Source organism: Ruegeria sp. N7 (genome assembly GCF_056531345.1).
Genome location: NZ_JBQFLR010000012.1, coordinates 25,969 through 45,850 on the forward strand (window position 1 = coordinate 25,969; position 19,882 = coordinate 45,850).

The window sequence follows — 19,882 nt, forward strand, 5'->3', positions numbered from 1 at the left end:
AGCGCAGCCCAAACTGCTGCGCTGCTATCCTCTGCCGCTTCGCACAGTTTCAAAAATATATCGCAACGACTTGCGTTGATGCGCGGTGCCTTGTGTGCGGGCTTCTTCAGCGGTTGCTGTGTCCCGGTTCTGGCGGTCGGCATAGGCGCAATAGTCGCCTTCGCAACAGTTGCACCCGCACGCAACCAGCGCATCATGCCGGGCCATGATTTCGTCAAGCGTGTCTGTCATCTGTGACCTCACCCCGCGCAGGGATAAATCTGATGAATTCAGTCGGCTTTTTCAAGTAAATTCGCCCGACCGGCCAACACGCTTCTCGGCTCTGAGCCGCCGATTTGCAAAACGGGCGGCTCAGCTATTTCGGTAGTATTTGGACAAAGTTGCCAGTGCTGAGGAACTGCGCTCAGGCAGCGACTTCCTGCTCGGGCGCGCTGAGCGAGATGACGAGAACCACAGCCGCACCGTTCAGCCAGTAGAACGCCGCATCCAATCCTGAAAACCCCAGTACACTGGGTGCAAACAGAAAGGTGATGCCGACAATCAGGTCCACGGCCAGGTGAAATTTGTAGGGTAGAACGCGCCAAATTCCCAAATGATGGTCGGTCAGAACCGTCAGGACAAAGGCGGCGACGCCGGTGACAACCGAAAGCCACAGCGCCAGCGGATTGGACTGACCCAATCCCAGCAGGAAAGGCAGTGTCATCAGGGCAATGGCAACCGGGTAGTCCAGATACGCGTGGACAGAGCGGGTAACGAAACGCAGGGACATAGGATTTTCCTCTTTTCAATCAGTGATGAAAGAAAGATAGAAAGCCTGACCCGAACGCTGAATTCTCGATCGTTTTAAAAATCTTGCAGATCGTACAGAATTCTTGGCGTATTAGTGCATGGACCTGTATGCGGCTGGTGACAAGCCGACCTGCTTCTTGAAAACACGGGAAAACGCGGCTTCAGAGGCATATCCAACTTCGGCTGCTGCATCTGCGACGTTCCATCGTGCCTCTGTAAGGCCATGGCACGCAATCTGCATGCGCCAGTCGGTGAGGTATTGCATCGGCGTCGTGCCCATCTTCTGGGCAAACAACTGAGAAAAGGCTGTGCGGGACATGCCGGATTCGCGTGCCAGTGTTGCAACGCTCCAGTCTTGCGCTGGGGCTTGGTGGAACGCCGTCAATGCGCGTGAGATGCGCGTATCCGCAAAGCCCGCAAGGGCGGTGTCCTGCGGGCTTTGCCGTTCCAGGTAGGTTCGGATCGCCTGCGCAAACAGAACTTCGGACAGCTTCAGCGCAATCAGATCGCCGCCAATACGGGCCCCGGACACTTCGGATCCGATCATGCGCAGGGTCGATTCCATCCACGATCCGGCCTCTTCACCATAATTCTCGATCAGGATGTAGGGCGGCAGTCGGTCGATCAGCATATGCCCGGTGCCTTTTCGCCCTGCCGGGCCGGTGAAAGAAAAATGACCGCAGATCAGTTGCGTGTCCCGGTCCTCGTCTGCACCGCCATAGACAAGGACGCCATCGCCCTTGTAGCCGGCAATCTCAAGAACCTGTTCCAGAGGAAGCGCATCCGGTGGCCTGACCTCAGCACACAACAACGCATGTGGCGCCCCATGAGGGATCAGGATCAGATCCCCCTGCCGCAGCCTCAACGTTTCTCCGGTGGATGAGACATGGACCTTGAGCTCACCCCGTTGAACAAAATGAAACCGCGCGACGTTTTCGAATTCCGGCACCTGAATACCAAAAGGTGGTGTGAACGAGGTGCGGAAGTAGAACGTGCCACGCAGGGACAGACGGGTGAGAATATCGCTGAGAAGGTCCAACATGCGGTGAAGATACGGGAACTGATCCGATCGTCCAGATCACGGAACGCTTTGCACGACAATTTGCACGATCTGCAACAAAAACCCCGCCGAAGCGGGGTTTTGCAAGTTATTACGAGCGGACCAGCTTTTCGTAATCTTCTGCGATTTCGCGGGTCAGGTCGCCGACTTCGAAAGTGTAATCTCCGATTTGCCCGACCGGAGTGACCTCGGCCGCGGTTCCGGTCAGCCAGCACTGTTCGAAATCAGCCATTTCTTCGGGCTTGATGCGCCGCTCATGCACAGTGATGCCTTTATCCTTCAGCATCTGAATGACGGTCTGACGGGTGATGCCGTTCAGGAAGCAATCCGCCAGCGGGGTGTGAACCTCTCCATCCTTGACGAAGAACACGTTGGCACCTGTTGCCTCGGCCACGTAACCACGCCAGTCCATGAACAGCGCGTCCGAACATCCCTTGGCTTCGGCCTTGTGCTTGGAAATGGTGCAGATCATGTAAAGGCCCGCTGCCTTGGCGTGGACCGGGATGGTTTCCGGGCTGGGGCGTTTCCATTCGGCGATGTCCAGTTTTGCGCCCTGCATCTTGGCGTCGCCGTAATAGGCGCCCCAGGGCCAGACCGCGATGGCCATCCGTACCGGGTTGCGGGCCGACGCCACGCCCATGTCTTCGCCAGACCCGCGCCAGACCAATGCGCGGACATAGGCATCCTGAAGGCCACTGGCTTTCAGGGTCTCTTCCTTGGCCGCTTCAATCTGATCGACGGTGTAAGGCATCGGCATGTCCAGCGCCTCGGCGCTGGCGATAAGACGTTCGGAATGTTCGCGGCTTTTGAAAATCTTGCCGTTATAAGCCCGTTCGCCCTCGAACACGGATGAGGCATAGTGCATTGCGTGGGTCAGAATATGCACATTGGCATCGCGCCAGGGCACCAGCTTACCATCCATCCAGATGACACCGTCACGATCATCATACCCCGCCATGCGAAACCTCCTGAACCGGGTTAAATTTCCGATTGTTGCGCTACTTAGGTCCGATGCGGACACAATGTTGCGCAAAAACTGCGATTCGATACCGCTCCGCCCTTGGAATGTCAATAACGCTGACATAAAGTCAAACCCGAGTAACGAATGAGGCATGATATGTCCGAAATCCGCCCAGCCCCGCGATATGGGGGCGAAAGCCTGTTGTTTTTGACGGATGAACAGTTGCGGCAGGGGATCGAGGCCATGTTCTTTGCCTATCGCGGCTTTACCGCGGATCCTGATCGTATCCTGTCCGAGATGGCCTATGGCCGCGCCCATCACCGCGCGATCCATTTTATCAACCGTGCGCCGGGCACCACGGTGAACAATTTGCTGGCGATCCTCGGGGTTACAAAACAGTCTCTGAACAGGGTTCTTCGAACATTGATCGAGGATGGTCTGGTGGAAAGCCGGGTCGGAACCGTGGACAAACGCGAACGGCACCTATTTCTGACGGAAAAGGGCGAAACGTTGGAGGCCACGTTGTCAGATGCGCAACGAACAAGAATGCGCGCAGCCTTCAAGGATGCCGGTCCCGAGGCCGTGGCCGGGTTTCGCAAAGTACTTGAAGCAATGATGGATGCTGATATGCGTCATGCCTATACGAAATTGCGGGATACGAGTTCATGAGCGAAATGGATGCCCATCTGCTGATTGTTGATGATGACGAACGCATTCGCGATCTGCTCAAGAAATTCCTGATGCGAAACGGGTTTCTGGTGACAGCGGCACGGGATGCGGCCCATGCGCGGCGGGTTCTGTCGGGATTGGATTTCGACATGATCGTCATGGATGTGATGATGCCGGGCGAAGATGGCGTCAGCCTGACCAGATCGCTGCGTGACACCCATACGACACCGATCCTGTTGTTGACCGCCAAGGGCGAGACCGAGCATCGGATTGCAGGGCTTGAAGCCGGCGCGGATGATTATCTTGCTAAACCTTTCGAGCCGAAAGAGCTGTTGCTGCGGATCAATGCGATCCTGCGCCGAATGCCGGAAACCCCGGCCGAGGAAACAGCGGCGAAGATCCTGCATCTTGGTCCCATCCGGTATGACATTGAACGTGGTGAAATGTGGCAGGGCGAAATGCCGGTCCGCCTGACGGCAACCGAAAGCCAGCTGATGAAAATTTTCTCGGCCCAACCTGGCGAGCCGATCAGCCGTGCAAAACTGGTGGAAGATCTGGGCCGGGATAAAGGACAGGCGCAAGAACGTGCCGTGGACGTGCAGATCACCCGCCTGCGCCGGAAGATCGAACAGGACCCGAAACAGCCCCGGTATCTGCAGACAGTCCGGGGCGCAGGCTATATGCTGGCACCCGATTGAATGAGCCGCTGCGCGGTGATTAATGCCTTCGGCGAGGATATTTTTAGCCAGATGAAGATGGGATCCCGATGAAAACCGCCCTTTTGACACATGCCGATTGCCTTGGACATGTCACACCCCAGGGTCATCCGGAACAGGTGGCGCGGCTGGAGCATATCCTGCACGCGCTGGAGGGGCTGGATCTGAAGCGCGTGACCGCTCCGCTGGCGGCAGACGATGATTTGCTGCGTGTTCATCCCGAAAGCCATATCCGCGACATCAGATCGTCGCGCCCCACTGACGGGTTTGCGCAGATCGACGGGGACACCTTCATGTCGCCGGGTTCCGTGGATGCGGCCTATCGCGCGGCGGGTGCGGCGGTGCGCGCCGTTGATCTGGTTTTGGGCGGTGAGGCACCGAACGCCTTTTGTGCCATTCGCCCACCTGGGCACCATGCCGAAGCCGAGAAAGCCATGGGGTTCTGCCTGTTTGGCAACGCGGCGCTGGCCGCGAAACACGCGCTGGATTACCACGGGCTGAAGCGGGTCGCTGTGGTCGATTTCGACGTTCATCATGGCAACGGCACGCAGGACCTGCTTTGGGATGAAGATCGGGCCCTTGTGATCACCAGCCAGCAAATGCCGTTATGGCCCGGATCGGGCCGCCCGGACGAGGCAGGCGCTTACGATAACGTTCTGAATATCCCGCTGGCCCCGGGCACCGGCGGGGTTGAGATGCGTTCCGCCTATGAAACGCAGGCCTTTCCGCGCCTGCGGGCGTTCCGGCCGGAGCTGATCATCATCTCTGCCGGGTTCGATGCGCATCAGGACGACCCTCTGGCCAATCTGAACTGGTCGACTGGCGATTTCGCCTGGATCACGGCAGAGCTGTGCGGGATAGCCGATGAGGTGTGTCAGGGCCGTATCGTCTCGACTCTGGAGGGCGGGTATGATCTGAACGCACTGGCCGAGGCGACACGCGCCCATGTGGAAGAACTGATGAAGGCAGCACGATGACCGATACCCCAGTTGAGCAGATGACATTCGAGCAGGCCATGAAAGAGCTTGAGACCGTGGTTGGTCAGCTTGAGCGCGGCGACGTGGCGCTGGATCAGTCGATTGCGCTTTATGAACGCGGGGCCGCTTTGAAAAAACGTTGCGAGGACGAGTTGAAGCGGGCCGAGGAAAAAGTGGCCGCGATCACTCTGGACGCGAATGGCCAACCGACCGGGACCACACCTGTCGAAGGTCAGTAAATGTTTCAGGAAAGACTGGCGCAGGACGCGGCGCGCCTTCAGGATCATTTTGACCTGATAATGGGCGCGCTGGACGATCTGGATGTGACACGGGCAATGGCCTACGCCACCCGGGGCGGTAAGCGGCTGCGCGGGTTTCTGGTTCTGGAAAGTGCGCGCCTGCACCAAATCGACGAGTCCCGCGCGATCTGGCCCGCGACCGCGATAGAGGCCCTGCACGCCTATTCGCTGGTTCACGACGATCTGCCCTGCATGGATGACGACGATCTGCGGCGCGGACGCCCCACGGTGCATGTGAAATGGGATGAAGGCACGGCTGTACTTGCCGGGGACGCGCTGCAAACACTGGCCTTTGAGCTGTGTACCCGGCCGGAGGTTGGAGATGCAGAAATTCGCGTTGATCTGGCACTGACACTGGCCAGGGCAAGCGGTGCGCAAGGTATGGTTTTGGGGCAGGCGCTTGATATCGCGGCGGAAACCGCTTCTGAGCCTCTGACGCTGAATGCGATAACACAGCTTCAGGGCGGCAAAACGGGCGCTTTGATCGAATGGTCCTCCTGTGCGGGTGCGCGTCTGGCGAAAGCGGATCCAGAGCCCTTGCGCCAATATGCCCGAGCCCTTGGTCTTGCTTTTCAGATTGCAGACGACATCCTTGATGTTGAAGGTGATGCTGCAAAGGCAGGCAAACGTCTTCAGAAAGATGCGGATGCGGGAAAGGCCACTTTCGTATCGCTTCTGGGTTTGGATGCTGCCAGAACCCGCGCCAGTGAACTTGTTGATCAGGCCTGCGCCGCACTGGACGGGTATGGCCCAACGGCAGAAACCTTGAAGGAAGCCGCTCGCTTCGTTATTGCCCGGGACAGCTAAGCCAGGAACGCGCCAAATGTCTGACCGCCCCAAAACGCCCCTGCTGGACCTTGTGAACCGCCCCGCTGATCTCAAGCGGTTCTCGGACGCGCAGCTGCATCAGGTTGCGCAGGAATTGCGGGCCGAGACGATTTCGGCGGTTTCTGTCACCGGTGGGCATCTGGGCGCGGGTCTGGGTGTTGTGGAACTGACAACCGCGCTGCACGCTGTTTTCGACACGCCGCGCGACAAGATCATCTGGGATGTGGGCCATCAGTGCTATCCGCACAAAATCCTGACCGAACGGCGCGACCGCATTCGCACGCTGCGCATGAAAGATGGCCTGAGCGGTTTCACCAAACGAAGTGAAAGCCCCTATGACCCGTTTGGCGCCGCGCATTCCAGCACCTCGATCAGTGCTGCACTGGGTTTTGCCGTGGCGCGTGATCTGGGCGGTGTAACCCCTGAAGGGTTGGGCGACGCCATTGCCGTGATCGGTGATGGATCGATGTCCGCAGGCATGGCCTTTGAGGCGATGAACAATGCCGGTCACCTGAAGAAACGCCTGATTGTCATTCTGAATGACAATGAAATGAGCATCGCCCCCCCTGTTGGTGCCCTGTCCAGCTATCTGTCCCGAATCTACGCCGAGGCGCCATTCCACGATCTGAAAGCCGCCGCAAAGGGCGCTGTTTCACTTTTGCCAGAACCGTTCCGCGAAGGGGCCAAACGCGCCAAGGAAATGCTGAAAGGCATGGCCGTGGGCGGAACCCTGTTCGAAGAGCTCGGGTTTTCCTATCTCGGGCCTATTGATGGGCATGACCTGGATCAGCTGTTGCCGGTTCTGCGCACCGTCAAGGCGCGGGCAACCGGGCCGATCCTGATCCACGTCTTGACCAAGAAGGGCAAAGGGTACGCACCAGCCGAACAGGCCCGCGACAAAGGCCACGCGACAGCCAAATTCGATGTGGTTACGGGCGAGCAGAAAAAGGCCCCTTCAAACGCGCCTTCTTACACGTCTGTCTTTGGCAAGGCTCTGGTGGATGCCGCCGCGCGCGATGACAAGATCGTTGCGGTGACTGCCGCGATGCCAGATGGCACCGGGTTGGGCCTGTTTGCCGAACGGTACCCGTCGCGCTGTTTCGATGTGGCGATTGCCGAGCAGCACGGCGTGACCTTCTCGGCTGCGCTGGCGGCAGGCGGGATGAAGCCTTTCTGCGCCATGTATTCGACCTTTCTGCAGCGGGGGTACGACCAGGTTGTGCATGACGTTGCAATCCAGCGCTTGCCCGTTCGGTTTGCCATTGACCGCGCAGGTTTGGTGGGGGCTGACGGTGCCACCCATGCCGGGTCGTTCGATATTGCCTATTTGGCCAATCTGCCGGGCATGGTCGTCATGGCCGCCGCGGATGAGGCGGAATTGATGCACATGGTGGCAACCGCTGTTGCGCATGATGAAGGGCCGATTGCCTTCCGCTATCCGCGCGGCGAAGGTGTCGGAGTGGACTTGCCCGAACGCGGTGAGGTACTGGAGATCGGCAAAGGCCGCTTGATCCGGAAAGGCGCGCGCGTCGCACTTTTGTCTTTTGGCACGCGGCTGGCTGAAGTTCAGAAAGCAGCCGAGTCTCTGACCGCCAAAGGCATTAGCCCAACAATCGCAGACGCCCGCTTTGCCAAGCCGCTGGATCGCGACTTGATCCTGAACCTGGCTGCGGATCATGAGGCGTTGATCACCATCGAAGAAGGCGCTGTTGGCGGGTTTGGCAGCCATGTGGCACAGCTTCTGGCGGATGAGGGTGTTTTTGATCGGGGCTTGAAATACCGCTCGATGGTCTTGCCTGACATCTTCATCGATCAGGCCAGCCCCGCGGACATGTATGCCGTTGCGGGTATGAATGCCGAGCAGATCGAAGCCAGGGTGCTGGATGTTCTGGGCGTAACCTCGATTGGTGAAAAGCGCGCGTAATAGCGGCGTTGAGACGCCCGCTTTTGGTTTCGACGCTTTTACAAGCAGGAGGCCGACAATCCAGAACAGAGCGGGAATGCCAAGCGCCACCCGGGTCCTTCATTGCGATTTTCTGGTCCTGACCCGAACGGTCTTTACTCCAATAGTGACTTGAGACGACAAATCACTGATACCAACCGCCCTTTGGATTGTCCGTTGCCCATTCCCTTAAAGAGATCAAGGAGATTGTTCTGGGGCGCATATGCGCGAAAGAAACGTTGATCTGACAGACCGGGGCGCTGTTACCCGTGATAGGCAGCCACTGTCTTGAGTTGCGAAAAGCCATAAAGCGCCTCAAAGCCTTTCTCGCGGCCATGGCCGGATTTGCCCACGCCTCCAAAAGGCAGTTCAACGCCGCCACCTGCCCCATAGTTGTTGAGGAACACCTGACCCGCGTGCAGCCCTTTTGCCAACCGCATCTGCCGCGCACCGTCACGTGTCCAGACGCTGGCGACAAGACCGTAATCAGTGCTATTGGCTATCATTAGAGCCTGTTCTTCGGTGTCAAACGGGATCAGAACCTGGACCGGGCCGAAGATTTCATCACGGGCAAGCGGGTGATCCGGTGGCACGTCCGCGAACAAGGTGGGCCGGACATATGCCCCGGTTTCCGGCGCATCCTTTGTGATCATCCCTTTTGCCGCAACGGTCAGATCGGCGCCTTTGTCCAGGAAGCTGTTTACGATCTGCTTTTGCCGGTCCGAGATCAGCGGTCCAACGCGAAGATCCTGCATCGCGGGTCCAACGCTGAGCTGTTCATAGGCCTCGGCCATGCGGGATTTGACCTGATCATAGACACCGCGCTGTACCAGAATGCGGGAGGAGGCCGAGCAGGTCTGCCCCGCGTTCTGAATGCCCGCATTCACCAGAAACGGCAGGGCGGCATCCAGATCGGCATCGTCAAACACCAACTGCGGGGATTTTCCGCCCAGTTCCAGCGTCACCGGCACAACGTTTCGCCCTGCGGCCTGCTGAACCAATGCACCCGTGGCCACCGAACCAGTGAACGAAATATGGTTGACCCCCGGATGCCCGGACAGCGCCGCACCCGCCTCGGCCCCCAGACCGGGCACAACATTCAGTGCACCTGCCGGCAGCCCGGCCTGTTGCGCAAGATGGGCAAAGGCCAGCGCGGTCAGACAGGCCTCTTCCGCCGGTTTCAGAACACAGGCGTTGCCCATGGCCACCGCGGCCCCGACCGAGCGCCCGATAATCTGCATCGGATAGTTCCAGGGCACGATGTGGCCTGTCACCCCATGGGGTTCGCGCAGTGTATAGACGGTGTAGCCATCGAGATAGGGAATGGTCTCACCCATCACCTTGTCCGCTGCACCCCCGTAGAACTCACAATAGCGCGCCAGCGCGATGGCATCGGCGCGGGCCTGCGTCAGGGGCTTGCCCACATCCATCGCCTCAAGCCGCGCCAGATCGTCCACCCGTTCCAGCACCAGCTGGCCCAGCCGGGTCAGGATGCGCCCACGCTCCAAGGCCGTCTTGCGCCCCCAGTCGCCCTTTAACGCAGTTCTGGCGGCGGCGACCGCCGCGTCAATATCCACACCCGAGCCGCGCGGGATCCGGCAAATCTCGGTTCCGTCTGACGGGTTGGTCAAAGGCAATGAGTCGCCCGATGCCGCAGGCGTCCAGTTTCCACCGATCAGGCACAGGGTGGGATCAAACCAGAGTGGTTGGGTCATTTTGGCCTCCATTTAGGCTCTAATAAGTAGTTTTACGCCGATAGCTTCCCGATTTCAGGCAGTTGGGGCGCGGCGGCGATCAGGGTTTGCGTGTAGGAATGCTGCGGGTCCAAGAATACCTGTTCGGTCTTGCCTTGTTCGACAATTCGTCCGGATTGCATCACCAGAACATGATCGGTGATGGTGCGCACCACGCTCAGATCGTGGCTGATGAACAGGTAAGTCAGATCATAAGCCTCGCAGAGTTCGGCAAGCAGATCGAGGATTTGGGCGCGCACCGATACGTCGAGGGCTGAAACCGCCTCATCGAACAGGATCAGTTCCGGCCGAATGATCAGGGCGCGGGCAATGGCGATCCGCTGGCGTTGCCCGCCCGAAAACTCGTGAATGTACTTGCCCGCATCATCAGGGCCGAGGCCCACTGCCGTCAGCATCTCTGTGATCCGGTCCTGGCGTTCGGAACCCTTTGGTGGCGTTTCCAACAGGTGAAAAGGTTCAGTGATCAGGCGCGCGACACGGTGGCGGGGATTGAAGCTGCCATAGGGATCCTGAAACACGACCTGCATCTTGCGACGTACCGCAAGGTTGGGCCTGTGGCCGGTGAAAACCGGCTGACCATCCAGCATAATCTGACCGGATTGGATCTCTTCCAACCCTAAAATAGCCCGTGTTAGGGTCGATTTTCCGCAACCGGACTCGCCCACCAGCCCTAAACGCTCCCCTCGGTTGAGGGTAAAGCTGACACCATCCACCGCGCGGTGGTGGCGCGGCGCATCCAGCAGACCTTTGCGGGGAAGGCGGTAATCCCGGACGACCTGCGAAACCTCCAGAAGCGGGCGTTGCTGTGTAGGTTCAGGCAGGGTGACCTGATGACCCGAAGCTTCGAACAACATACGGGTATAGGGGTGCTGCATATCTCGAAACAGGTTTCGCGTCGCGCCACTTTCGACGACCTCGCCGTGACGCATGACGACAATCTGATCGGCCATGTCCGAGACCACAGCCAGATCATGGGTGATCATCAGCAGGCCCATATCATATTCGCGAACCAGCCCTTTCAGCAGATCAAGGATCTGCGCCTGCGTGGTGACATCCAGCGCCGTGGTCGGCTCATCCGCGATCAAAAGCCTGGGACGCAAGGCGATGGCCATTGCGATGACCACACGCTGACGCTGCCCGCCCGACAGCTCATGCGGATAGCGCGACAGAGGAAACCTGTCGGGCGGCAGTCCAACCCGCGTCAGCACCTCGGCAGCGCGGGTCCGGGCCTGAGCAGGAGGCATCGCCTTGTGGATCAGGATGGTCTCCATCACCTGATCGCCGATGGTTTTCACCGGGTTGAGCGCCGTCATCGGTTCCTGAAATACCATCCCGATGGACGCGCCACGCAAGGCGCACATCTCGGCCTCGGATTGGGTCAGCAGGTTTGCGCCGTCCAGTCGGATTGCGCCTTCTGTCGTTGCCCCGTTTGGCAGAAGCTGCATCACAGCCAGCGCCGTCATGGACTTGCCCGACCCGCTTTCACCTGTCACCGCCACGATTTGGCCCGGGTCGATGGACAGATTCACCCGTTTCAGGATCGGCACCCCGTGGATCGACAGGGACAGGTTTTTGACTTGCAGCAACGTCATGCCCGCGCCACCCTGATCCTTGGGTCCAGCCAGTCGCGCAGACCGTCGCCAAGCAGGTTCAAACCCAGCACGGTGACAATGATGGCCAAGCCCGGAATCAGAGCCAAATGCGGGGCAAAACTGACCATTGTCTGCGCGTCTGCCAGCATCCGGCCCCAACTGGGCGTCGGCGGCTGCGCACCCAGACCGACATAGGACAGTCCCGCCTCGGCCAGTATGCCCAGCGAAAATTGGATGGTGCCCTGAACGATCAGCAGGTTGGCGACATTGGGCAGGATGTGTTCGGCTGATATCCGTGCGGCACCTTTGCCCGACACACGGGCGGCAAGGATGAACTCGCGCTCCCACAGCGACAAAGCAGCCCCGCGGGTGATACGGGCAAAGACGGGGATGTTGAAAATACCGATCGCAATGATCGCGTTGATGGCACCGGCACCGAACACAGCCGTGATCAGGATGGCGATGACCAGCGAGGGAAAGGCAAAGACCAGATCGTTGCCACGCATGATCACCTCATCCAGCCACGACCCTTTGCGTGCGGCGGCTGTCAGGCCAAGGGGTACGCCCAGCGCCATGCCGATCCCCACGGCAACCAGAGCCACCGCAATCGAAGTGCGTGCACCGACCATGATCATCGAGAACATGTCGCGGCCGAAGTGATCCGTTCCAAACCAGTGTTGTGCATCGGGCGTCTGAAGTTTGTTGGGGATATCCAGCGCGGCATAGTCGTAGGGTGTCCAGACAAACGAGATCAGCGCCGCCAGCACCACCAGCGACGACAGCGCTGCGCCAAGGATCAGGTTGCGGCTCATGACCGGCTCCTCAACCGTGGGTCAACGGCTGCGTAGGCCAGGTCCACCAGAAAATTCACGGTGATCACCGCAAAGACCAGAAGCATCACCACCGATTCAACCACGATCAGATCGCGGGCCGAAATGGCCTGAAACACCAACCGCCCGAGGCCGGGCAGGTAAAACACCTGTTCGATGATGATCGACCCGGCCAGCAGGAAGGAAAACTGCAAGCCGATGATCGTCAGCACGGGGATCAGCGCGTTCCGCACCCCGTGCCGCCACAGAGCCTGACGACGCGACAATCCCTTAGCCCGCGCGGTGCGCATGAAATCCTCGCCCAGAATATCCAGCAGCGCGGACCGCATGACGCGGGCCAGGATCGCGGCCTGAGGAAGGGCCAGTGCAATGGCGGGCAAAGTCAGCGAACGCAGCCCCGCCCAAAGGCCCTCGCCCCAGCCAACAAACCCACCGGCATTGAACAAGCGCAGGTTTATGGCGAAGATCAGCACCAGCATCATCGCGAACCAGAAATTGGGCACAGCGATACCAAGCTGTGTCGCCCCCATCACCGCCAGATCCCCGGGCTTGCCCCGGCGCGCGGCGGCATAGATTCCGGCGGGAAAGGCGATCAGCGTGGACAGCGTGAGCGCATACAAAGCCAAGGGCAACGATACCCACAGCCGGTCCGCAATCATCTGCGACACCGGTGTGCGATAGGTGTACGAGGTGCCGAAATCTCCGGCCACCATCCCCCCGACCCAGTTGAAATACCGCTGTACCCTGGATCCATCCAGACCCAGTTCAGCCCGCAGCGCGGCCAACGTATCCTCCTGCGCGTTGACACCCAGCATGAACGATGCCGGGTCCCCCGGTGCGACCTCGATCACGGCGAAGATGACCACCGAGGCGACGGCAAGGCTGGCAAGCAATGAGATCAGTCGTTTAAGGGTATAGCGAAGCATTGAGGCCACGTTAGGGTCTCAGCCGTCACGGGTCCAGCATCTACGGCATCGGCAGACCGGCAAATGGCGCTGCGCAACCTTTGTTCCTTTCCGCCTGTCAATCCGAATGCAGGACCTGACCCCGATTTTCACCATGTTTGTTGCGCGTTTTTTCGATTTCGCACGTTCCGTGTTTTGCTACACTTGTTCGAACCGTTTCCGCAGGCCAGAGCGGCCAAGGAGCAATCCGGGCCAAACCAGGATTTACTGATAGTGTAGCGCTCATGCTGACAGAAAATAGAATTGAGATCGGGTTTCTGCTGTTCGATGGCTTTCCGATGGCTTGCCTGACCTCGGTCATCGAACCGCTGCGCGCTGCAAATGAGATCGCCGGGCAAGAGGCATTTCGCTGGTCTCTTGTGGCGGAAAACGGGGGAAAGGTCAGCTCCAGCGCTCATGTGCGTTTTGAGGCTGAACGCAACCTCGCAGACTGTAAGCCGATTGATATTCTGTTCCTGCTCAGCAGTCCGACCTCGGGCTTCAGAAACCCTGCCCAGGGGAATGGTGCGTTGAGGGCTTTGTCACGCCACGGGACAATTCTGGGCGGTATCAGCGGCGGCGTTTTCCCGCTCGTGCGGTCGGGAGTCATGACTGGCCATCCGGTATCGGTGCACTGGTGCTACGAAGCCGCGTTTCTGGCCGAGTTTCCACAGATCGATGCACGGCGCGAAGTGATCGTGTCGGATGCCACGCGGTATACTGCGGCCGGGGCGGCGGCCGCGTTTGATCTCGCCCTGCATCTGATTCAGGACCGGTTGGGCGGCGAAGTCGCGCATGAGGTGGCCTGCTGGTTCCAGCATCCGATGATGCGAGGGGAAGGTGTTCAGCAACAGGTGCCCAGTGCAAGCAAACCTGCCACGGGTGAAAAGCTGCCGCCGCTTGTGGCACGATGTGTCGACCTGTTCGCAAGCCGTATCGGCAATCCGATCTCGATCGCGGACATAGCGGATCAAACGGGCGTCACCCCCCGCCAGATCGAGCGCGCCTTCAAACAGGCCACAGGGCAAAGCCCCAGCCATTATTTCCGCTCCATGCGGATGAAGGCGGCCCGTCAGATGGTTGTCTATACCAAGGACCCTATTGCCGACATTGCCGCGGCCATCGGATACAGCTCGGTCACGCCGTTGGTGACGCACTACCGATCTGCCTTTGGTTTGAGCCCCAGCGAGGACCGGCGACGGATCAACCGGTTTCGGGTCGAAGATAACGCTCCGCTGCCCTCAAGCTGATCTTGCCCTCAAAGCGCCGATTTCATTGCGGCCACAATCGCATGATGCAGTGACCCGGCAGACGATCTTGGCCCGTAAATACTGAACGAACCAGAAGCACGGCACAGGACGAAACACCCCAGGTGATGGATAGACGTGCGGGATGCGGCTCCAACCGCCATCTTTCGGCAATCCAGATTGCTTAGCAATTCCAGCACTGCCAACACGCCTTCTCCGTCCAGATCAAACCTGACCCATGCGTCTGTCTGTTCGGAAACCGATGCGTTGTCCCCAGTGCGTTCTTTCACCAGATGCGCCAGATCTTCATGTGTCTCAAAGGGCGTTTCGATCATCCATTGATCAGGCCCGGTCCAGAAGGCAACGATCGGCCCGCCGGTAAATTGCCCGACGGCAGGCGTTTCCGCTCCGATCACTTGGGATACGGCATTCCGGGTTTTGTCTTCCCGACCCAGCCGAGCGGCGACCGAGGCCAGCGCCACACCCGGAGTTTCGGTACAGGTCACGCTTCCGACCCTGTCGATCTTGGGTTCGGTTCCACCCAGCGCGGTTATTGCTACAAGATCATGCACGGAGCCGTTCTCCCTCGGGGTCGACGAAATGGGCCGAGACGATTTCAACCTCGACCGTCAGATCGGTCACTGGTGACACAAGGCGCATCTTTTCACCCTGACGTGTGCCGCCGTTTTTCAAAAAGCCAAGGCCGATATGGCTGTCCAGCGACGGCGAAAATGCCGCCGATGTGACATAGCCCTGATCATGGGCAGCATCCACCGGACCCGTGGCATTCATCAGATGCCCTCCGGCAGTTACCTTGTCGCTAGCGTTCACAGGCTTGATGCCAACCATCATCAAAGCATCTGGTTCGTTCAGCCCTTCACGCTCGGACAGGATTGAGCCGATGCTGTCTTTCTTCTTGGATACCATCCGACCCATTCCAAGGTTCAGGGCGGTGGTGGTTCCGTTCAACTCGTTGCCTGCGGCGTGACCCTTTTCGATCCGCATGACGCCCAGCGCTTCGGTGCCGTAGGGTATGACATCGAACTCTTCACCTTCCTGCATCAAACGCCGCATCAGCGCGTCGCCGTAACGCGATGGCACCGCGATTTCAAAGGCCAATTCGCCCGAGAAGGAAATCCGGAACAACCGCGCGCGCAACCCGCCGCATACGGTGATGTTGCCGCAAGCCATGAACGGGAAGCCTTCGTTCGAGAGGTCGAACTCGGGATCCACGATCTTTTGCAGAAGTTTGCGCGAATTGGGCCCGGCTACCGCGTATTGTGCCCAGGCTTCGGTGGTCGAGATCAGCTGTACATCCATGTCCGGGAACAGGCATTGCCGGACAAATTCCATATGCTGGTAGACCTTGACCGCATTGGCAGTTGTGGTGGTGACCACGAAATGATCCTCGGCCAGACGCGCGGCGGTACCGTCATCCATCGCAATTCCGTCTTCGCGCAACATCAGCCCATAGCGGGTTTTGCCGACGGCCAGTTTAGCAAATCCGTTGCAATAGACCCTGTTCAGGAAATCCGCCACATCCGCACCCTGAACATCAATCTTTCCAAGCGTGGTGCAGTCGCACACCCCGACCGAGGCACGGGTCTGGCGCACCTCACGGTCCACGGATTCCCGCCAATGGGTTTCACCGGGCAGCGGGAACCACTGCGCGCGCAGCCAATTGCCGACCTCGACAAACACCGCGCCGCGTTCCTTGGCCCAGTAATGTGACGGGGTAAGGCGAGTGGGATGAAACTCCTTGCCTTTCATCCGGCCAGCAAAGGTTGCAATCGGAACGGGCGTATAGGGCGGGCGGAAGATCGTGGTGCCGGTTTCCGGAATGGACTTACCCGCAAGCTCGGCCATGATCGCAAGCCCGCCCATGTTCGATGTCTTGCCCTGATCTGTAGCCATGCCCAACGTGGTATAGCGTTTCAAATGCTCGACCGAGCGGAACCCTTCCTGTTGGCTGAGCTTCACATCCTTGACGGTCACGTCATTCTGCTGATCCAGCCACGCGCGGCTGCAACCCTGAACATACCAGAACGGTGTCTGCGAGATCGGGGTATCCTCGGCCTTAGGCAGATCGGGCAGCGGGCCTTTCAGGCCCAGCGCCTGCGCCGCGCCTTCTGCCCCGGATTGCAGGGCGCCATGGGTGGACATAACACCATTTGCCGCCCCCGCGACGGACAGCCCAGGCGGCAAGTCCGCTCCGGGGACAAAGGCCGCCAGATCGTCGTTCCACGCGGGACGCCCTCGTTGATGGCAGGTCAGATGCACGTTGGGGTTCCAGCCACCCGAGACGCCAAGCGCCCCGCAGTCCAGCGTGCGCGACGACCCGTCTGCCAGCTCAACCTCGACAAAGGTCAGCCCCAGTCGGCCTTTGGTGTCCCTGACCTGCGCGCCCTGCAGAACCTCATAGTCATGGCTGGTCGGAGCGTCGTCACGAACATCGACGACGGCAGCAATCCTGATACCTTTTGCGTGCAGATCCGCAGCTGTGCGGTGGCCGTCATCGTTGTTCGTAAAGATGGCGACACGTTGCGCCGCCGTGGTTGCAAACCGATTGGCATAGGTGCGCAGAGCACTTGCCAGCATGATGCCAGGCCTGTCGTTGTTTTCAAACGCGATGGGCCGCTCGGTCGCGCCAGCGCATAACAGGGCGCGTTTGGCGTAGATGCGCCAGAGTATCTGGCGCGGTTTACCGGAAGGCAGAGAAGCAAGATGATCGCCCGTCCGCTCAACTGCACCATAGATGCCGTGATCAAAGGCACCGATCACGGTCGTACGCGGCATCAGGCGGACGTTGGGCATTGCTGACAGTTCAGCGACACTCTGCTTAACCCATTCGGTCGCATCGCCGTCGTTCAGCGAAAAGGTTTCACTGTTGAGCCGCCCACCAAGTGCGAAATCCTCATCCGCAAGAATGACCTCGGAACCGGCCCGGCCCGCAGTCAGTGCCGCCATCAATCCGGCTGGACCCGCGCCGATAATCAGCAGATCGCAATGCCGGAACCCCTTGTCATACTCATCGGGATCTTCCTGCATCGACAATGACCCAAGACCGGCCGCGCGGCGGATCATCGGCTCGTACAGCTTTTCCCAGAACGCGGCAGGCCACATGAAGGTTTTGTAGTAGAACCCCGCCGTCAGAAAGGTCGAGAATCTGTCGTTGATTGCCAGAGCATCGAATTTCAGGCTGGGCCAGCGGTTTTGGGAATGGGCTTCAAGCCCCTCGAACATCTCAACGGTCGTGGCACGGGTGTTGGGTTCCTGACGGTTGCCGGTGCGCAGCTCGACAAGGGCGTTGGGTTCTTCCGAACCGGCAGTCAGCACGCCACGCGGGCGATGGTATTTGAACGACCGGCCCATCAGGCGCACGCCATTGGCCAGAAGGGCCGAGGCCAGCGTATCGCCCGGATGCGCAGTGTAACTGCGGTTGTCGAATTTGAAGTTCAGGGTTTTGGTGCGGTCGATCTGACCGCCGCTCAGCCTGTTGTCTTGAGTCATTTGGAGCGCCCCTGTGCCCGGGCCACGTCACGGGCCAGTTCCACTTTGGAAATCTCATGTGTCGCGGTATTGCGGGTCACGACCAGCCAGGATCGGTCGCCCCCCTCGTGGAACCACAACTCGCGGTGTTCGCCAGCTGGATTGCCGCGCAAATAGGCGTAGTCAAAAAACGCTTCGGCGGCATCTTCGGCCTGCCAATCGGGCCTGTTGATCAGCGAAGCGTCTCCCAGATAGACGAATTCGGAACTGTCACGCGGGCCCAGCAAGGGGTGATGGATGATCATGGTGCTGCTCCCCTCAGTGCAGGTTGGGCTGGTTGCCCATACCTTTTTCGTCGATCATGCGGCCAGTGCGGAACCGGTCGAACCGGTAGGCGGTGGCCGTCGGGTGCGGTTCATCCTTTGCCAGCAGATGCGCAAAACAATACCCCGACGCCGGAGTTGCCTTGAACCCGCCGTAACACCAGCCGCCGTTGAAATAGAGGCCATCGATGCCGGTCCGGTCGATGATGGGCGATCCATCCATGGACATATCCATGATCCCGCCCCACATCCGCAGCAGGCGCGCGCGACCGATCATCGGCATCAGGGCCATGCCGCCCTCGCAGACATCTTCGACCACGGGCAGGTTGCCGCGTTGTGCGTACGAATTGTACCCGTCGATATCGCCACCAAAGACCAGTCCGCCCTTGTCGGACTGGCTGACATAGAAATGCCCCGCGCCAAAAGTGATCACCCCGGGCAGAACCGGCTTCAGACCTTCTGACACGAAAGCTTGCAGGACATGGCTTTCAATTGGCAACCGCATACCCGCCATGCCCATGACACGCCCCGAATTTCCGGCCACGGCACAGCCAACCTTGCCTGCGCCAATGAACCCTTTCGACGTCTCAACCCCCAGACATTTTCCGTTTTCGATCCGGAAACCGGTCACTTCGCAGTTTTGGATGATATCGACACCTTGGCTGTCTGCTGAACGGGCATATCCCCAGGCCACCGCGTCGTGCCGAACCGTGCCACCACGCCGCTGGGCCAGCCCGCCCTTGATCGGGAACCGGGCATCGTTGAAGTTCAGGAACGGGTATTCCTTGCGCACCTGTTCGGCATCCAGCAGCTCGGCATCCGCGCCGTTCAGGATCATGGCGTTGCCACGTCGCGTAAAGGCGTCGCGCTGGGCGTCTGTGTGGATCAGGTTGATGATCCCGCGCTGGCTGACCATCGCGTTATAGTTTACGTCCTGCTCAAGACCTTCCCACAGTTTCAGCGAGAACTCGTAGAAAGGTTCGTTGCCGTCCAGCAAATAATTCGAGCGGATAATGGTTGTATTGCGCCCGACATTGCCGCCACCGATCCAGCCTTTTTCAATCACCGCCACATTGCGGAGGCCAAATACCTTTGACAGGTAATGCGCCGTTGAAAGGCCATGACCGCCACCGCCGATGATCACAATGTCGTAATGTGGCTTGGGCTCCGGCTCGCGCCAGGCCGGTGTCCACCCTTTGTGCCCGGTAAGAGCCTCTTTGATGACTTTGAAACCAGAGTATCGCATGAATCGGACCTTTTTTTTCAGAATCCGCGAAAAAACCGAATTTGGATACTCTAGAATCCGACATCTGTTGTGTTGAATCAGACACCACGACAATCAGCGGTGCATGCTTAATCTTGCGATTTTTTGTTACTGTTGCTTTCAGCGCGCGGTGTCCGCCACGCCGTCCTGCTGCGCCGACAAGGGTCAGAACAGCCGGTAGCCAAAGCTATACACGCG

19 protein-coding genes are annotated in these 19,882 nt (G+C 59.3%); 7 read left to right on the top strand and 12 right to left on the bottom strand.

Annotation, left to right across the window (positions count from 1 at the left end; genetic code table 11):
- Positions 1-24: 24 nt before the first annotated feature.
- From ACR0ES_RS13745 to ACR0ES_RS13760, 4 genes are all read right to left on the bottom strand, one after another.
- Positions 25-231, bottom strand: coding sequence for a hypothetical protein (locus ACR0ES_RS13745; protein WP_267363171.1), 207 nt, complete (start codon positions 229-231; stop codon positions 25-27).
- A 172-nt stretch (positions 232-403) separates the two neighbouring features.
- Complete coding sequence (locus ACR0ES_RS13750) at positions 404-769, bottom strand: SPW repeat domain-containing protein (RefSeq protein WP_050604526.1); 366 nt, start codon at positions 767-769, stop codon at positions 404-406.
- Positions 770-880: 111 nt separating this feature from the next.
- Positions 881-1,831, bottom strand: a complete 951-nt coding sequence (locus ACR0ES_RS13755; RefSeq protein ID WP_480538489.1) for an AraC family transcriptional regulator — start codon at positions 1,829-1,831, stop codon at positions 881-883.
- Between the two features lie 109 nt (positions 1,832-1,940).
- Positions 1,941-2,807, bottom strand: a complete 867-nt coding sequence (locus ACR0ES_RS13760) for a branched-chain amino acid aminotransferase (RefSeq protein ID WP_480506925.1) — start codon at positions 2,805-2,807, stop codon at positions 1,941-1,943.
- 159 nt (positions 2,808-2,966) lie between these two features.
- Here ACR0ES_RS13760 and ACR0ES_RS13765 point away from each other — a divergent pair, with 159 nt between their 5' ends.
- The 6 genes from ACR0ES_RS13765 (at position 2,967) to dxs (ending at position 8,223) form a co-directional block, all read left to right on the top strand.
- On the top strand, positions 2,967-3,479 hold the full coding sequence (locus ACR0ES_RS13765; RefSeq protein ID WP_209598920.1) for a MarR family winged helix-turn-helix transcriptional regulator: 513 nt from the start codon (positions 2,967-2,969) through the stop codon (positions 3,477-3,479).
- On the top strand, positions 3,476-4,177 hold the full coding sequence (locus tag ACR0ES_RS13770; protein ID WP_209506983.1) for a response regulator: 702 nt from the start codon (positions 3,476-3,478) through the stop codon (positions 4,175-4,177). The genes ACR0ES_RS13765 and ACR0ES_RS13770 overlap by 4 nt, the downstream gene beginning before the upstream one ends.
- Positions 4,178-4,245: 68 nt before the next feature.
- Complete coding sequence (locus ACR0ES_RS13775) at positions 4,246-5,172, top strand: histone deacetylase family protein (protein ID WP_480546925.1); 927 nt, start codon at positions 4,246-4,248, stop codon at positions 5,170-5,172.
- Positions 5,169-5,411 (top strand): exodeoxyribonuclease VII small subunit, encoded by a 243-nt coding sequence (locus tag ACR0ES_RS13780; RefSeq protein ID WP_267363166.1) that lies wholly within the window; start codon positions 5,169-5,171, stop codon positions 5,409-5,411. The genes ACR0ES_RS13775 and ACR0ES_RS13780 overlap by 4 nt, the downstream gene beginning before the upstream one ends.
- Positions 5,412-6,278 carry a polyprenyl synthetase family protein gene (locus ACR0ES_RS13785; RefSeq protein WP_480546923.1) on the top strand — a complete coding sequence of 289 codons (867 nt, stop codon included), beginning with the start codon at positions 5,412-5,414 and terminating at the stop codon, positions 6,276-6,278.
- A gap of 16 nt (positions 6,279-6,294) precedes the next feature.
- Positions 6,295-8,223, top strand: coding sequence for a 1-deoxy-D-xylulose-5-phosphate synthase (dxs, locus tag ACR0ES_RS13790; protein WP_480871030.1), 1,929 nt, complete (start codon positions 6,295-6,297; stop codon positions 8,221-8,223).
- A 281-nt stretch (positions 8,224-8,504) separates the two neighbouring features.
- Here dxs and ACR0ES_RS13795 read toward each other — a convergent pair whose 3' ends face one another.
- From ACR0ES_RS13795 to ACR0ES_RS13810, 4 genes are read right to left on the bottom strand one after another with little or no spacing between them, the layout of a single operon-like run.
- Positions 8,505-9,956: an aldehyde dehydrogenase family protein gene (locus ACR0ES_RS13795; protein ID WP_480871032.1), complete on the bottom strand. Its 1,452-nt coding sequence runs from the start codon at positions 9,954-9,956 to the stop codon at positions 8,505-8,507.
- A gap of 32 nt (positions 9,957-9,988) precedes the next feature.
- Positions 9,989-11,587: an ABC transporter ATP-binding protein gene (locus ACR0ES_RS13800; RefSeq protein ID WP_480871034.1), complete on the bottom strand. Its 1,599-nt coding sequence runs from the start codon at positions 11,585-11,587 to the stop codon at positions 9,989-9,991.
- Positions 11,584-12,399, bottom strand: coding sequence for an ABC transporter permease (locus ACR0ES_RS13805; protein ID WP_480487846.1), 816 nt, complete (start codon positions 12,397-12,399; stop codon positions 11,584-11,586). Before ACR0ES_RS13805 ends, ACR0ES_RS13800 begins: the two co-directional genes overlap by 4 nt.
- The gene (locus ACR0ES_RS13810; protein ID WP_480871036.1) at positions 12,396-13,343 is read right to left on the bottom strand and encodes an ABC transporter permease; all 948 of its coding nucleotides are present in this window, start codon (positions 13,341-13,343) and stop codon (positions 12,396-12,398) included. The genes ACR0ES_RS13805 and ACR0ES_RS13810 overlap by 4 nt, the downstream gene beginning before the upstream one ends.
- Before the next feature lie 263 nt (positions 13,344-13,606).
- Between ACR0ES_RS13810 and ACR0ES_RS13815 the strand changes: the two genes are divergently transcribed.
- Positions 13,607-14,611 (top strand): GlxA family transcriptional regulator, encoded by a 1,005-nt coding sequence (locus ACR0ES_RS13815; RefSeq protein ID WP_480482737.1) that lies wholly within the window; start codon positions 13,607-13,609, stop codon positions 14,609-14,611.
- Positions 14,612-14,619: 8 nt separating this feature from the next.
- Here ACR0ES_RS13815 and ACR0ES_RS13820 read toward each other — a convergent pair whose 3' ends face one another.
- From ACR0ES_RS13820 to ACR0ES_RS13835, 4 genes are read right to left on the bottom strand one after another with little or no spacing between them, the layout of a single operon-like run.
- Positions 14,620-15,180 (bottom strand): sarcosine oxidase subunit gamma, encoded by a 561-nt coding sequence (locus ACR0ES_RS13820; protein WP_480482735.1) that lies wholly within the window; start codon positions 15,178-15,180, stop codon positions 14,620-14,622.
- Positions 15,173-18,118: a sarcosine oxidase subunit alpha family protein gene (locus ACR0ES_RS13825; RefSeq protein ID WP_480871038.1), complete on the bottom strand. Its 2,946-nt coding sequence runs from the start codon at positions 18,116-18,118 to the stop codon at positions 15,173-15,175. The genes ACR0ES_RS13820 and ACR0ES_RS13825 overlap by 8 nt, the downstream gene beginning before the upstream one ends.
- Positions 18,115-18,402, bottom strand: coding sequence for a sarcosine oxidase subunit delta (locus ACR0ES_RS13830; RefSeq protein WP_480487852.1), 288 nt, complete (start codon positions 18,400-18,402; stop codon positions 18,115-18,117). The genes ACR0ES_RS13825 and ACR0ES_RS13830 overlap by 4 nt, the downstream gene beginning before the upstream one ends.
- A 13-nt stretch (positions 18,403-18,415) precedes the next feature.
- On the bottom strand, positions 18,416-19,666 hold the full coding sequence (locus ACR0ES_RS13835) for a sarcosine oxidase subunit beta family protein (RefSeq protein WP_480546915.1): 1,251 nt from the start codon (positions 19,664-19,666) through the stop codon (positions 18,416-18,418).
- Between the last annotated feature and the right edge of the window lie 216 nt (positions 19,667-19,882).

Bases quoted from the DNA above. Each gene is read 5' to 3' on its own strand.
- ACR0ES_RS13745 (WP_267363171.1), bottom strand. From the start codon at position 231: ATGACAGACACGCTTGACGAAATCATGGCCCGGCATGATGCGCTGGTT.
- ACR0ES_RS13750 (WP_050604526.1), bottom strand. From the start codon at position 769: ATGTCCCTGCGTTTCGTTACCCGCTCTGTCCACGCGTATCTGGACTAC.
- ACR0ES_RS13755 (WP_480538489.1), bottom strand. From the start codon at position 1,831: ATGTTGGACCTTCTCAGCGATATTCTCACCCGTCTGTCCCTGCGTGGC.
- ACR0ES_RS13760 (WP_480506925.1), bottom strand. From the start codon at position 2,807: ATGGCGGGGTATGATGATCGTGACGGTGTCATCTGGATGGATGGTAAG.
- ACR0ES_RS13765 (WP_209598920.1), top strand. From the start codon at position 2,967: ATGTCCGAAATCCGCCCAGCCCCGCGATATGGGGGCGAAAGCCTGTTG.
- ACR0ES_RS13770 (WP_209506983.1), top strand. From the start codon at position 3,476: ATGAGCGAAATGGATGCCCATCTGCTGATTGTTGATGATGACGAACGC.
- ACR0ES_RS13775 (WP_480546925.1), top strand. From the start codon at position 4,246: ATGAAAACCGCCCTTTTGACACATGCCGATTGCCTTGGACATGTCACA.
- ACR0ES_RS13780 (WP_267363166.1), top strand. From the start codon at position 5,169: ATGACCGATACCCCAGTTGAGCAGATGACATTCGAGCAGGCCATGAAA.
- ACR0ES_RS13785 (WP_480546923.1), top strand. From the start codon at position 5,412: ATGTTTCAGGAAAGACTGGCGCAGGACGCGGCGCGCCTTCAGGATCAT.
- dxs (WP_480871030.1), top strand. From the start codon at position 6,295: ATGTCTGACCGCCCCAAAACGCCCCTGCTGGACCTTGTGAACCGCCCC.
- ACR0ES_RS13795 (WP_480871032.1), bottom strand. From the start codon at position 9,956: ATGACCCAACCACTCTGGTTTGATCCCACCCTGTGCCTGATCGGTGGA.
- ACR0ES_RS13800 (WP_480871034.1), bottom strand. From the start codon at position 11,587: ATGACGTTGCTGCAAGTCAAAAACCTGTCCCTGTCGATCCACGGGGTG.
- ACR0ES_RS13805 (WP_480487846.1), bottom strand. From the start codon at position 12,399: ATGAGCCGCAACCTGATCCTTGGCGCAGCGCTGTCGTCGCTGGTGGTG.
- ACR0ES_RS13810 (WP_480871036.1), bottom strand. From the start codon at position 13,343: ATGCTTCGCTATACCCTTAAACGACTGATCTCATTGCTTGCCAGCCTT.
- ACR0ES_RS13815 (WP_480482737.1), top strand. From the start codon at position 13,607: ATGCTGACAGAAAATAGAATTGAGATCGGGTTTCTGCTGTTCGATGGC.
- ACR0ES_RS13825 (WP_480871038.1), bottom strand. From the start codon at position 18,118: ATGACTCAAGACAACAGGCTGAGCGGCGGTCAGATCGACCGCACCAAA.
- ACR0ES_RS13830 (WP_480487852.1), bottom strand. From the start codon at position 18,402: ATGATCATCCATCACCCCTTGCTGGGCCCGCGTGACAGTTCCGAATTC.
- ACR0ES_RS13835 (WP_480546915.1), bottom strand. From the start codon at position 19,666: ATGCGATACTCTGGTTTCAAAGTCATCAAAGAGGCTCTTACCGGGCAC.